At 73.7% G+C, this 13,704-nt stretch carries 8 protein-coding genes; 5 read left to right on the top strand and 3 right to left on the bottom strand.

The features are described from left to right. Nucleotides 1–221 precede the first annotated feature (221 nt). The 3 genes from SNE206_RS20935 (at nt 222) to SNE206_RS20925 (ending at nt 7,351) form a co-directional block, all read left to right on the top strand. Nucleotides 222–4,595 carry a molybdopterin-dependent oxidoreductase gene (locus SNE206_RS20935; RefSeq protein WP_407914976.1) on the top strand — a complete coding sequence of 1,458 codons (4,374 nt, stop codon included), beginning with the start codon at nt 222–224 and terminating at the stop codon, nt 4,593–4,595. 198 nt (nt 4,596–4,793) lie between these two features. Then, nucleotides 4,794–5,219, top strand: coding sequence for a hypothetical protein (locus SNE206_RS20930; RefSeq protein WP_407914975.1), 426 nt, complete (start codon nt 4,794–4,796; stop codon nt 5,217–5,219). A gap of 14 nt (nt 5,220–5,233) precedes the next feature. Continuing rightward, a complete protein-coding gene (locus SNE206_RS20925; RefSeq protein WP_407914974.1) occupies nt 5,234–7,351 on the top strand; it encodes a tetratricopeptide repeat protein in 2,118 nt (705 codons plus the stop codon). A gap of 99 nt (nt 7,352–7,450) precedes the next feature. On the opposite strand, the gene SNE206_RS20920 is transcribed toward SNE206_RS20925, so the two are convergent. Then, complete coding sequence (locus tag SNE206_RS20920; RefSeq protein ID WP_407914973.1) at nt 7,451–9,808, bottom strand: arylsulfatase; 2,358 nt, start codon at nt 9,806–9,808, stop codon at nt 7,451–7,453. A 118-nt stretch (nt 9,809–9,926) separates the two neighbouring features. Next, nucleotides 9,927–10,931, bottom strand: a complete 1,005-nt coding sequence (locus SNE206_RS20915; RefSeq protein ID WP_407914972.1) for a formylglycine-generating enzyme family protein — start codon at nt 10,929–10,931, stop codon at nt 9,927–9,929. Between the two features lie 322 nt (nt 10,932–11,253). On the opposite strand from SNE206_RS20915, the gene SNE206_RS20910 reads away from it, so the two are divergent. Then, complete coding sequence (locus SNE206_RS20910) at nt 11,254–11,898, top strand: dihydrofolate reductase family protein (RefSeq protein WP_407914971.1); 645 nt, start codon at nt 11,254–11,256, stop codon at nt 11,896–11,898. Between the two features lie 568 nt (nt 11,899–12,466). Continuing rightward, nucleotides 12,467–13,144: a hypothetical protein gene (locus SNE206_RS20905; protein ID WP_407914970.1), complete on the top strand. Its 678-nt coding sequence runs from the start codon at nt 12,467–12,469 to the stop codon at nt 13,142–13,144. 235 nt (nt 13,145–13,379) lie between these two features. Here SNE206_RS20905 and SNE206_RS20900 read toward each other — a convergent pair whose 3' ends face one another. Further along, nucleotides 13,380–13,688, bottom strand: a complete 309-nt coding sequence (locus tag SNE206_RS20900; protein WP_407914969.1) for a hypothetical protein — start codon at nt 13,686–13,688, stop codon at nt 13,380–13,382. Between the last annotated feature and the right edge of the window lie 16 nt (nt 13,689–13,704).

The raw sequence follows: 13,704 nt of genomic DNA, 5'->3' as shown, positions 1-13,704 counted from the left end.
TCGGCACCTTCCCCGTGACGTCCCGCCCGCAGCCGTGACGCTCACACATCGGCGGTGCACGCTGTGCGGTCGGCTTAACTCCCCGTACCCACCGGGTGTGACGACCCGGTAATCCGGTCTTCCTACGGTGATGATCGTGGGAACTCCCCACCGCCTGCCGTGCCGCGCCCCGCGTGCGCACCGGGAGGCGAGGACTGCGATCCCGGGGGAGGGGAGTCTCGGTGACGACGCCAGGCTCGAAGGCGGACAGCGTGCGGACGGTCTGCTCGTACTGCGGCGTCGGCTGCGGCATCGTGCTGGAGATCGGCCGGGACGCCGTCACCGGGCGGCGCACCGCGAAGAAGACCTCCGGGGACAAGCAGCATCCGACGAACTTCGGGCGGCTGTGCACCAAGGGCTCCACCAGTGCCGACATGATGGCCGCCCCGGGGCGGGCCTCCAGGGCGCTGATCCGTGCCGAGCGCGGCGCCGAGCCGGTCGAGGCGGACGTGGACGCGGCGATCACCGCGGTCGCCGGGCGGCTGCGCGCGATCCTCGACGAGCACGGCCCGGACGCGCTCTCCTTCTACGTCTCCGGGCAGATGTCGCTGGAGGCGCAGTACCTCGCGAACAAGCTGTCCAAGGGTTTCGTGCGGACGAACCAGATCGAGTCCAACTCCCGTCTGTGCATGGCCTCCGCGGGTTCCGGCTACAAGCTGTCGCTGGGCGCGGACGGCCCGCCCGGCTCGTACCGGGACTTCGACCGGGCCGACGCGTTCTTCGTGATCGGCGCCAACATGGCGGACTGCCACCCGATCCTGTTCCTGCGGATGATGGACCGCATCAAGTCGGCCGGGGCGAAGCTCATCGTCGTCGACCCGCGGCGCAACGCCACCGCCGACAAGGCCGACCTCTTCCTCCAGATCAGGCCCGGCACCGACCTCGCCCTGCTGAACGGCCTGTTGCACCTGCTGGTTGCCGACGGTCACACCGACGAGGCGTTCATCGCGGAGTTCACCGACGGCTGGCAGGAGATGCCCTCCTTCCTGGCGGACTACCCGCCGGAGAAGGTCGCCGAGATCACCGGCATCCCGGAGGCGGACATCCGGCAGGCCGCGCGGTGGATCGGCGAGGCCGGCGAGTGGATGAGCTGCTGGACGATGGGGCTGAACCAGTCGACCCACGGCACCTGGAACACCAACGCCCTGGTCAACCTGCACCTCGCCACCGGCGCCATCTGCCGCCCCGGCTCGGGCCCGTTCTCGCTGACCGGCCAGCCCAACGCCATGGGCGGCCGCGAGATGGGTTACATGGGCCCCGGCCTGCCGGGCCAGCGCTCCGTCCTGGTGGATGCGGAGCGGGCCTTCGTCGAGGACCTGTGGGGCGTCGAAGCGGGCACCCTGCGGACCGAGGTGGGCCGCGGCACGGTCGAGATGTTCGAGCAGATGGCCGCGGGCGACATCAAGGCCTGCTGGATCATCTGCACCAACCCGGTCGCCTCCGTCGCCAACCGCAGGACCGTCATCGCCGGTCTGGAGGCCGCCGAACTCGTCATCACCCAGGACGTGTTCGCCGAGACCGAGACCAGCGCGTACGCGGACGTGGTGCTTCCGGCGACGCTGTGGGCGGAGTCCGACGGCGTGATGGTCAACTCGGAGCGCAACCTCACCCTCGTGCAGGGGGTCGTGGACCCGCCCGGGCAGGCGCTGCCGGACTGGCAGTTGATCGCCCGCATCGCCTGCGAGATGGGCTTCGCCGACGCGTTCACCTACGCGAGCTCCGAGGACGTCTTCGAGGAGCTCAAGCGGGCCTGGAACCCGAAGACCGGCTGGGACCTGCGCGGTGTCAGCTACGGGCGGCTGCGGGAGACGCCGGTGCAGTGGCCGGCCCCGTCCGCGGACGGGGACGACCGCAACCCGATCCGCTACCTCAACGACGGCGTCAGCCAGACCCTGCTGGAGCGCGAGGACGGCACCCGGCCCCGACTGGTCTTCCCCACCGCGTCCGGCCGGGCGCAGTTCTTTCCCCGCCCGCACCTGCCCGCCGCCGAACTCCCCGACGACGACTACCCGTTCGTCCTGAACACCGGCCGGCTCCAGCACCAGTGGCACACCCTCACCAAGACCGGCAAGGTCGCCAAGCTCAACAGGCTCAACCCCGGCCCGTTCGTCGAGCTCCACCCGGAGGACGCGGCCGCGCTGGACGCCGAGGACGGCGACCACATCGAGGTCGCCTCCCGCCGCGGCCGGGCCGTGCTGCCCGCCGTCGTCACCGACCGGGTCCGCCCCGGCAACTGCTTCGCACCGTTCCACTGGAACGACCTCTTCGGCGAGTACCTCAGCATCAACGCCGTCACCAACGACGCCGTCGACCCGATCTCCTTCCAGCCGGAGTTCAAGGCCTGCGCCGTGTCGATGCGCGTGGTGCCCGCCCCCGCACCCAAGGAGACCGCCCCCGTGCCGGCCACCACCGACCCCGCCGTCCCGGCCCGGAAGCAGCCGCAGAACCTGCCCGCCCTGCCGCAGGCCGCCGCGGTCCCCGCCCCGGCCACGGCCGGCGGCGTGCCCGGTGCCGTGTCCGGTGCCGTCCCCGCCCTCGCGGCACTGTTCGGCATCACCGACCTCACCCCGCCGGCCCTCGCCGAACCCGAGCGCCGGTTCCTCTCCGGATACCTCTCCGGCGTCGCCCTGGCACCACCCGGCGGCGTCCCGGTGCTGCCCGCGAACGCCCCCTTCGCCCCCGGGACGGCGCTGTGGGTCGACGGCGTACTGGCCGGCATGTTCTCCCGCACAACCGTCCCCGTCACGCACGCACCCGTCACGCACGCACCCGGGACGGCCGCCCCCGCCACGCACGTCTCCCCGGGCCCGGCCTCCGGTCCCGGCGGCGCCGTGCCCGCCGCCGCCCCGGCCCGCGAACTGCTCGTCCTGTGGGCCTCGCAGACCGGCAACGCCGAGGACTTCGCCGCCACCGCGGCCGCCCGCCTGACCGAGGCCGGCCGCACCCCGACCCTGCTCGCCATGGCCGACGCCACCCCCCGACAGCTCACCGCCGGCACCGACCTGCTGATCGTCACCAGCACGTTCGGCGACGGCGACGCCCCGGACAACGGCGCCGACTTCTGGCAGGCCCTCGCCGCCGACGGTACGTCCCGGCTGGAGGGCGCGCGGTACTCCGTCCTGGCGTTCGGCGACTCCAACTACGACGACTTCTGCGGCCACGGCCGCCGCCTGGACGAGCGCCTCGCCGAGCTCGGCGCGACCCGTCTGCACCCGCGCACCGACTGCGAACCCGACGACGACGAGCCCGCCGCGCAGTGGCTCGACCAGGTCACCGCGGCCTTCACCGCCATCCTCGAACCGCAGCCCGCCCCCGCCCCGGCCGCCACGGCGAACGCGGAGGCCGCCGCCGCACCGGTGCCGCCCGCCGCGCCCGCGGCCGTCGTGGCTCCGTCTGCCACCACGGCCCCCGCGACACGGCCCACCGCACCGGCCGGCTACTCGAAGACATCCCCCTTCCCGACCCTCCTGATCGGCAACCGCGTCCTCAGCCTGCCCGGATCGCAGAAGGAGGTACGGCAGTTCGCCTTCGACACCCGCGGCGGCGAACTCGCCTACGAGGCGGGCGACGCCCTCGGCGTCCGGCCCGCCAACGGCTCCGCACTCGTCGCCGAATGGCTCGCCCTCACCGGCCTCGACCCCGACCAGGACGTCACCCTGCCCGGCGACGGCGACGTCCCCCTCGGCGAGGCCCTGCGCACCCGCCTCGACATCGCCCGCATCACCCCCGACCTGCTCAGGTTCGTCGCCGACCGCACCGGCGACCGCGACCTCAAGCGACTGCTGCGCCCCGACAACAAGGGGGAGCTGGCGAAGTGGAGCTGGGGCCGGCAGGCCGCCGACGTCATCGGCGCCTTCCCCGTCCGGGCCTCCGCCGCCGAATGGGCCCCGGTGCTCAAGCGCCTCCAGCCCCGCCTGTACTCCATCTCCTCCAGCCCGCTCGCGCACCCGAGCGAGGTGCGCCTCACCGTGTCCGTCGTCCGCTACACCAACGACCTCGGCCGCGACCGCAAGGGCGTCTGCTCCACCTACCTCGCGGACAGTGCCGACGACGGCCCGGTGCCGGTGTTCGTCCAGCCCTCCCCGCACTTCCGCCCGCCCGCCGCCTCCGCCACCCCGATGATCATGGTGGGTCCGGGTACCGGCGTCGCGCCGTTCATCGGCTTCCTGGAGGACCGGCAGGCCCGCGGCCACACCGGCCCCAACTGGCTGTTCTTCGGCGAGCAGCGCGAGGCCACCGACTTCTACTACCGCGAGGAACTGGAGGCCTACCGGGCCTCCGGCCACCTGGACCGCCTCGACGTCGCCTTCTCCCGGGACCAGCGCAACAAGGTCTACGTCCAGGACCGCATGCGCGAGCACGGCCCGCGGCTGTGGCGCTGGCTCCAGGACGGCGCGCACTTCTACGTCTGCGGCGACGCCGGCCGCATGGCCAAGGACGTAGACCAGGCCCTGCGCGAGATCGCCGCCGCCCACGGCGGCATGGACGAGGACACGGCCGCCGCGTACGTCCGCCGGCTCGCGAGCGACAAGCGCTACGTCCGCGACGTCTACTGATCCGTCCCGCACCCCGGACCCCGCACCCGGACCCCGGACCCCGGCTTCACCGGCGCCGACCGCGTCGAGGCGAACCACCACTGCGCCACCGGCCACGCCGGGGTGCCCGGCTGCTGAATATGCAGGTCAACCATCCGGGACGAGCCACTAGAATCGTCCGACAGTACGTCAGGTTCGTGGTCGAGTCCCGGGGGAAAAGTGGATCCTGAGCTCATCGTGCTCGCCGGCAGCGCCGCGAGCGCCGTCGTCACCGCCCTGTCCACCGAGCTGTGGCAGCAGGCCCGTGACGGCCTGGCCGGGCTGTGGCGGCGCTCCCAGCCCGAGCGGGCCGAGGCGGTGGCGGCCGAGGCGGACGCGACCCGCTCCGACCTCGCCGACGCGCAGGCCTGCGGCGACACCGCCGCCGAGGACGAACTGCGTGCCGAGTGGCAGGGCAGGATCCGTCGGCTGCTCGCCGCGGACCCGCAGGCAGCGGCAGGTCTGCGCGCCCTGGTCGACGAGCTCGCCCCGCACCTGCCGCAGGCCGCGCCCGGCACGGTCACCCAGAGCGCGCAGGCTTCCGGCAGCGCCCGCATCTACCAGGCGGGGCAGTCGATCCACGTCACCGAGCGGCCCGTGCCGTGACGGGCGGGGACCGGATGTCCGGACGGGCCGACGGCCACGGCCGGGTCTACCAGGCGGCCGGTGACCTCCACATCACCGAGCATCACCACCCCGCGCCCGACCGGTCCGGCCCGGACTCCGTACGCCGGCCCGCCGTCGGCCGCACCCCGCTCGTCCTGCGCGACCGCACCGAGCTGATGGGCCGGCTGGAGGCGGCCGTCGCCCCCGGCCAGGCCGGTACCGTGCACGTCCTGCACGGGCTCGGCGGCGCCGGCAAGACCGCCGTCGCCCACACCCTCTTCCGGCGCGCCGCCGAGAACGCCGGCCGCCTCTGCCTCTGGGTGAACGCCTCCGACGCGGCAGGTCTGCGCTCCGGCATGCTCGCCGTCGCCGCCGACCGGGGTGCCCAGGAGGGCGAGCTCGTCGCCGCCCGCAGCGGCCTGCGGGCCGGTGCCGACCTCGCCTGGGACCACCTCGACCGCTCCGACCGCCCCTGGCTGCTCGTCCTCGACAACGCGGACGACCCCGCGGTGCTCCAGGACGGCGGCTGGCTGCGCGGCAGCCCGTCCGGCGTGGTGCTCGTCACCACCCGTCAGGCGGCCACCCGCTGGTGGCCGGAGGCAGAGCTGCTGCACGTCGGCGTCCTGCCCCGGCAGGACGCCGCCCGAGTGCTGCACGACCTCGCCCCGGAGACCGGCTCCGTGGCGGAGGCCGAACGGATCGCCGACCGGCTCGGACGGCTGCCGCTCGCCCTGACCCTCGCCGGCAGCTTCCTCGCGAACCAGGTGCTCGACCCCTGGACCATGGCCGACTACGACCGCAGCCTCGACGACGGGCACGGGCTCACGGCCCTCCACGACGACGCCGACCCGGACATCCGCGACGACCGCCTGCTGCTCGGCACCACCTGGCAGCTCTCCCTCGACGCGCTCGCCGCACGGGGACTCCCGGAAGCCGCCACCCTGCTGCAACTGCTCGCCTGCTGGGGGCCCGACCCGCTGCCGGTCCAACTCCTGACCGGCCCGGCGCCCGTGCCCGGACTCCCCCGTGCACGCGTCGAGCCCGCCCTGCGCGGCCTGCTCGACCACTCCCTCACCGACCTCGGCCGGGACGGCATCCGCTGCCTGCGCACCCACGGGATCGTGCTCGACAGCGTCGCCCGCCGCACCCCGTCCGACCGGCGCGACGGCCTGCTCGCCGCCGCGGTCGCCCGTCTCGACGGGGCCGTCCCGCCGCAGCCCACCCGCGGCCCGCACGACCCGAACCTCGGGCTGCTCGCCCCGCACTGCACCGCGCTGCTACGGCACGCCACCACGCCCGCCGTGACCGCCGCCGCCCTCACCGTCGCGGTGCGACTCGCCACCGCCCTGCACCGCACCGGCGAGTACCTCACCGCCCACGAACTCGCCCGCACCTGCGCGGACCTCGCCGAACCCCGCCTCGGCGCCGAACACGAAGCCGTCCTCGCCGCCCGCACCCGCGAAGGACGCTCGCTGTTCCGGCTCGGCCGCTTCACCCCCGCCGTGGCCCTGCACCGCCGGGTGCTCGGCATCCGCGAACGACTCCTCGGGCCGGACCACCCGGACACCCTGGAGAGCATCCACGCCCTGCAGTTCGGCCTCCATCAACTCGACGGGCACCACGAGGAGGCGCACGCCCTGCTCGCCCGCGCCGCCGAAGGACGCGAACGCGTTCTCGGCCCGGGCCACCTGCTCACCCTGCGCACCCGGGCCGACCGGCTGGAGTACCTCGAAGGGGACGAGCTGCGCCGGGAGGCCGACCGCGACCTGCCCGCCGACTGCCTCCGCCACCTGGGCGCCGACCACGCGGTGACGGTGGTCGGCCGGCACAACCACGCCTACGCCCTCTGGCGACTCGGCGACCGGGCCGAGGAGGCCGACCGGCTCGCCGCGGCCGTCCTCGCCGACTACCTGCGGCTGTACGGAACGCGCTACCCGGTCACCGTCTCCGCCCAACTGCTCCACGCCCGGACACGCGCGGCCGCGGGCCACCTGCCGGAGGCCGTCGATCTGATGGCCGACGTGGTCACCGGCCGCGAGGAGACCCTGGGCCCGGACCATCCCTACACCGTCCGCACCCGGGAGATCCTCGCCGAGCTCCGCGCCGACCTCGACGGCCGCACCACTCCCTGACCCGCCGCCGACCGCCCGCACCGGAGAGGCGGTCACCGGCCTCTGCCCCGGCACCGCGCCCCGGCTCGTCCTGGTCCGCCCAGGCTCGTCCGGTGGGGCCTACTCGCGGGCGAGCATGGCCTGGGCCTCGGTCTCCAGGTCGATGTACGGCTCTCCGCTGACGTCGACGGCGACGCGGTGCAGGGTGCCGCCGGTGAACGCCCAGGGCGCGGTGCCGGGGTAGAGGCCGGTGACCGCCTCGCCGGTGTCGCGGCCGACGGACAGGCCCTCCCCGGCCAGGGTGAAGCGGCCCGGCTGGGTCTTGATCCGGCCTTCGCCGACCTTCCGGTCGCCGTGGTAGAGGCTCAGGATTCCGGTGGCGACGCCGGGGGTGATCTCTCCGTCCTTCTCGAACGCGGCGGCGAGGATCAGCTGTTCGCCGGTGGGGAGGTCGTGGTCGGCGGAGACCAGCTGGTGGTCGGTCCCGAGGAAGTTGTAGACGTAGTGCAGGCGGTTGCCCTTGACGAACAGGGTGTGGCCGCCGAACCGGCCGCCGTGGGCGAGCAGTACGCCCGAGGCGCCGGAGCCGGGAACGTCCACGAGGGCGCCGATCGCGTAGGAACGGTTGCGGATGTTCACCGCGACGGCCTCGGGGACCTCGGAGCCGCCGGGCCGGTACACGTAGCGGCTGCGCGGCGGGGTGAGCTGCGGTCGCGGTGTGGAGAGGATCTCCAGGGCGGAGCGGTCGTCCAGCGGGAGGGCCCGGTTGACGCCGGCCTCGTAGAACCACAGGCCGATCAGCTCGGCGAGCCTGCCGGGCTCCTGCGCGGCGAGGTCGTGCAGCTCGGAGCGGTCCTCGTCCGTGTGGTACAGCTCCCAGGTGTCCTGGCCGTAGGCGCCCCAGCCGCTGATCGCCGGATGCGTGGTGACGGCCTTCCACCCCTGGTGCCAGATGCCGCGGGTGCCGAGCATCGAGTAGAACTGCGTGGTGCGGGCCGACGGCAGCGCCGGCGAGTCGAAGGAGTACCGCATGCTGACCCCCTGCAGCGGCACCTGCACATGGCCGCGGACGGCATCCGGCATCTCGATGCCGATGCAGTCCAGCACGGTCGGCATGATGTCCACCGCATGGTGGTACTGCGTGCGGACCTCACCGCGGGAGGCGATCCCCGCCGGCCAGGAGATGATGCACGGGTCGCAGGTGCCGCCGTTGAACGAGTACCGCTTCCACATCTTGAACGGCGTGTTGAAGGCCATCGCCCAGCCGTTCGGGTAGTGGCCGTACGTCTCGACGCCGCCGATCTTGTCGATCATCGCCATGTTCTCGTCGATGTCGTCGGCGACGTTGTTGAAGAACTTGTTCTCGTTGACCGAGCCGTTCGGCCCGCCCTCACCGGACGCGCCGTTGTCGGACACCACCACGAACATCGTGTTGTCGAGCTGGCCGGTGTCCTCCAGGTAGGCGAGCAGCCGGCCGATCTGGTCGTCGCAGTGCGACAGGAACCCGGCGTACGCCTCGGCCATCCGCGCGAACAGCCGCCGCTCGTCCGCGCCCAGCTCCTCCCAGGGCCGGGTGAAGTCCAGCGCGGGGAACGGCTCCCCGCCCGGCCCCGTCCGGGTCTCCGGCGTCCCGATCGGGTTCAGCGGCGGCAGCTCGGTGTTCTCCGGGACGAGCCCCGAACTCTTCTGACGGGCCAGGATCTCCTCCCGCATCGCCTCGTACCCGCCGTCGAACCGGCCCCGGTAGCGGTCGATCCACTCCTTCGGCGCCTGGTGCGGGGCGTGTGCGCAGCCCGGCGCGTAGTAGAGGAAGACCGGCCGCTCAGGGGCGATGGCCTTGACGTCGTCGAAGTACTGGATCGCCCTGTCGGTGATGTCGGTGCCGAAGTGGTAGCCCTCCTCGGGGGTGGCCGGCTGCTCGACCGGGTGGTTGTCGTGGACGAGGTCCGGGTACCACTGGCTGCTCTCCGCGCCGAGGAAGCCGTAGAACCGTTCGAAGCCCCGGCCCAGCGGCCAGCTGCGCCGGGTGGAGGCGAGGTTCATCTCGTCCTCCGGGCACAGGTGCCACTTGCCGGTGATCGCGGTGCTGTAGCCGCGCTCGACGAGGACCTCGGCGAGGGTCGCGCATTCGGGCGGGATGTGGCTGTTGGCGTTCGGGAAGCCGATCGCGGCCTCGCTGATGCAGGCCATGCCGTTGGTGGTGTGGTTGCGGCCGGTCAGCAGCGCGGAGCGGGTCGGGGAGCAGAGCGCGGTGGTGTGCCACTGCGAGTAGCGCAGGCCCCGTTCGGCGAGCCGGTCGATGTTCGGGGTCTCGATCGGCCCGCCGTAGCAGCTCATCGCACCGAAACCGACGTCGTCCAGCACGATGTACACCACGTTCGGCGCCCCCTCGGGCGCCCTCGGCTGCTCGTACACGGACCAGTCCGGCACCGAGTCCCGGACGTCCAGGTTCACCACACCGCGAAACACCCCAGCCACCGCAGACCGCCTTCCGGGTTCGGCCCGCTCCACCGTGCCGGGCACAGGCCACCGGTGCCCATCCTCAGGGCACCGGCCACCGTCCGCAGCCCGTGGCGACCGCGCGGGTGGGGCGGCATCAGCGGATCACGCAGCGGAACCCGAGGTGGCAGGTTGCGGTGTCCTCGCTCTGCCCCTGCCGGGCCGCCGGCCGGTAGCGCAGGCAGTAGTTCGGCGCGCACAGGTGCGAGCCGCCCTTGACCACCCGCCGGGGGAACCGCTCCGCGGGCGGGGCGTCGGAGCCGGTCGGGATCGGGGACGGGGCCGGGTCCGGGGCCGGGTGCGGTGCCGGTGCCGGGGCGTCGACGCGGGGGTTGTGCGGCGCGCAGCAGGCACCGGGCGCAGCGCCGGGACGGCGGGTGGTGTAGTGGTCGGCGGTCCACTCCCAGACGTTGCCGGCCATGTCGTGCAGGCCGTATCCGTTGGGCGGGTAGGAGCCGACGGGGGTGGTGCCGGGGCCCGGGTCGCTCCTTCCGGCCGCCAGGTACTCCCAGGGGAACCGGCCGTGCCAGGTGTTCGCCATCCGGCGCCCCCTGGGCGCGAACTCGTCGCCCCAGGGGAAGACGGCCCCGGCGAGGCCGCCGCGGGCGGCGAACTCCCACTCCGCCTCCGTCGGCAGGTCCTTGCCGGCCCACTCGGCGTAGGCACGGGCGTCCTCGTGGGCGACCTGGGTGACCGGATGCCGCTCGCGCCCGTCCAGGGTGCTGCCCACGCCCTGCGGGTGGCGCCACGACGCGCCGGGGGTGTAGCTCCACCACCGGCGCCAGTCGTCCAGGTCGACCGGACCGCGGGTGCCGTGGAAGACCAGTGCCCCCGGCACGAGGCCGGCCGGGTCCGCGTCCGGGTAGTCGGCCGGACCGACCGGGCGTTCCGCGACGGTGACGTAGCCGGTCGCCTTCACGAAGCGGCGGAACGCCGCCACGGTGACGGGATGCTCGTCCATCCAGAACCCGTCGACGGACACCGGGTGCACCGGTTGCTCCTCCGGATAGAAGTCCTCGGAGCCCATCAGGAAGGAACCGCCCGGGATCCGTACCATCCCCCGGGCCGGCACCGGGAGCGGGCGCTGCGCAGTGGTCGTCACGAAACCGACGGTGCACCACCCGCCACGGGACCGGCCCGACGACACGCCCGGGTGAACATGCCGATCGGCGGCCGGCACCGGCGACGTGCGGTGGGCATCAAGCGATGGGCGTCAAGCGGTGGGCATCAAGCTGTCGGCCTCCCGCGCAAGGCTGTGCGCCGCGGGCCGGTGGGGGTCGTCGGTCGTGGGTGGCCGGCGATTCGGCCCGGGCCCCCGCCGCGCCTGCCGGAACGCTGACCGGCAGTCAGGGATCCGGGTGCCGGGCCCGGTTGACAGGGGGCGGGGGTAGCGTGGCCGTCCAGGGACGACCCAGGAGGAACGTATGGTCCAGCTGCTTCGGGTGCAGAATTTCAACGTTTCCAGCGACGGAGTCGGCGCGGGTGAGGACCAGAGCTTCGAGAGGCCGTTCGGCCATGTCGATCCCGGCAAGCTGTTCGCCTGGGCCGGTGCGACGGCGAGCTGGCCGATGCGCACGGACCCCGGGGGCAGCCGGGGCCTGGACGACTACCTCACCAGGGACTACGCCCGGAACATCGGCGCGGAGATCATGGGGCGCAACAAGTTCGGTCCGCAGCGCGGGCCCTGGCAGGATCACGAGTGGCGCGGCTGGTGGGGCGACGAGCCGCCGTTCCGGACCCCGGTGTTCGTCATGACGCACCACGCGCGTCCCTCCTTCACGCTCTCCGACACCACGTTCCACTTCGTGGACGGCGACCCGGCGGCCGTCCTGGAGCAAGCCCGGGAGGCGGCGCAGGGCAAGGACGTCCGACTCGGCGGCGGGGTCACCACCGTCCGGGAGTTCCTGGACGCCGATCTCGTGGACACTCTGCACGTGGCCGTCTCCCCGGTGAAACTGGGCTCCGGACTGCGGCTCTGGGAGTCGCCCGACGAACTGCTCGACCGGTTCCACCTGGACGTCGTGCCCAGCGCGAGCGGCGTCACGCACCACCTGTTCTGGCGGAGGTGAACGGGCCGCACCGGCAGGGGACGCCCGGCTCGGCAGGGAACGCGGCCGGTACGGAGCCCGCCCGCTTCACGCAGGCCGTCCGGTTCACGAAGGCCGGACGGCCTCCGGCCGGAGGGTGAGCGTCCGGCGGAGTTCGCGTTCGAGCACCTTCTCATCGAGCCGAGGAAGGCCGTGCTCACCGGGATGCCTGGTACCCGGGCACGGCCGGCGGCAGGCAGGTCCGCCCCCTCCGGCAGGAGGGCGACGCTGCTCGCCGACGGTGGTGCCCGACCGGGCGGGCCGGCAGGAAGGCGGCGTGCACCGTCGCAGCCCGTGAGCTCCGACGGCCGCCCCGACCCGGAGCCGGAACGCACACCGAAAGGGTCCGGCCGGTCACGCGCCGGGGAGGGGCCGGTGCCCCCACGGCCGTTCGAGTGCGGGCAGGAAGGACGCCCCGGTCCACGGGCGGGCCCGCCGGTACGGCGGCAGCGGTTACGTCGGGTGACCTGGGGGGCCTGTCTCGTTCGCCTGCGTCCCGATGTGGTGGGATGTGCGGTCACGGGCCGATGGTCACTGACGGGGGTATGGCGTGCTGAGGAGCGGACGACTGCTCGCACTGGACGAGAACGCGGCGCAGCTCACCGCCGCGGGCCTGATCCGGCTGGGCGTGGAGGAACAACTGGACAAGACGGCGGGAACCCCGGCCTGGCTGGGACGGATGCGGGCGGCCTCGTTCGCCGACGCGTGGCTGGCCTTCGGCGACCCGCCCGGGCCGGGCCTGCGGGTGCCGGCCGGACCGGTCCTGCAGTCGGTCGTCCACCAGGCCGCGGAACTGCTCCTGCAGACCCGCGGAGGGGACGGCGCGGCCGTCCTCGACTGCCTGGGCCGGCAGTCGGCCCAGGCCCGCGAGCAGGCCCACCGAACGGGTGCGGCGCACCCGGCCGAGCCCACCGCGCTCACCATGGTCTGGCACGGCGTCCACGTCGTCACCGCGGACCGCCGGCACACCCCGCCGGACACGAGGGTCCACGGCCGGCACATCGACGAGCGGTACGAGGCGTACGTCCGCGAGCGGCACCGCCGCCAGGACACCCTCGCGCTGGTGCTGTCCTGCGCCCGGATCGCCGCCACCGCCCTGGTGGAGCTCAGCGACGGGGATCCGGCCCGGGCGGCCGGGCGGCTGGAGGAACACGCGGCCTGCTACATGCCGCGGGGCGGCCCGGCCCCGATGTGGGTACCGGGTCGGTTCGGGCCGCCGTCCGACTGAACCGCCGCGCCGACACCCCGGATGCCTCGGCAGACGGTCGCCCGACCAGCCCGGGCCCGGCCCCGCCTCCGGTACCGCCGCCGTCCGGCCGGCCACCGGCCCTGAGGTGCCGCCTCTGCCCGTCGGGCCTTCGGTCGTGAAGGAGGCCTCGGGCCGTGCGCGGATGCTCGGCGCGAAGTGGAAGCGGCAGCCTCCGGAGGCCGACTCGTCGTGGACATCGCACAGGGTCGGCGGGTCAAGCCGAGGGGGCGAGTCCGCTGTTGACGATGCGGACCCAGAGCCTGTGGTGCCACTCGTTGGCGTCCGGGGCGGGCTCGGTGGTCAGAACCGGGTTCGGGCCGGTCTCGACGAGGTGCAGGAGGGTCCAGGCGACGCCGTAGCAGTCGTCGGGGCCGAAGCAGGTGACGAGCGCCTGGGCCTCCTCGCCGGTGACGGGCTTGGCGATGGCTTCGAGCTGCTCGACCCGCCGGTCGATGTCCTCCTCGTCGGCGTCCCAGTCGGGGAGGGGGCCGTCGGCTACGAAGGCCTGCACTTCTGGTCTCATCCGTGAATGATCGACC

This window comes from Kitasatospora sp. NE20-6, assembly GCF_045862635.1.
The sequence above is the reverse complement of the archived record's forward strand: the minus strand, read 5'-3'. Positions and strand labels throughout refer to the sequence as shown.

Coding starts and splice junctions, on each gene's coding strand:
- SNE206_RS20925 (WP_407914974.1), top strand. CDS start 5,234: ATGTCCGGACGGGCCGACGGCCACGGCCGGGTCTACCAGGCGGCCGGT.
- SNE206_RS20910 (WP_407914971.1), top strand. CDS start 11,254: ATGGTCCAGCTGCTTCGGGTGCAGAATTTCAACGTTTCCAGCGACGGA.
- SNE206_RS20900 (WP_407914969.1), bottom strand. CDS start 13,688: ATGAGACCAGAAGTGCAGGCCTTCGTAGCCGACGGCCCCCTCCCCGAC.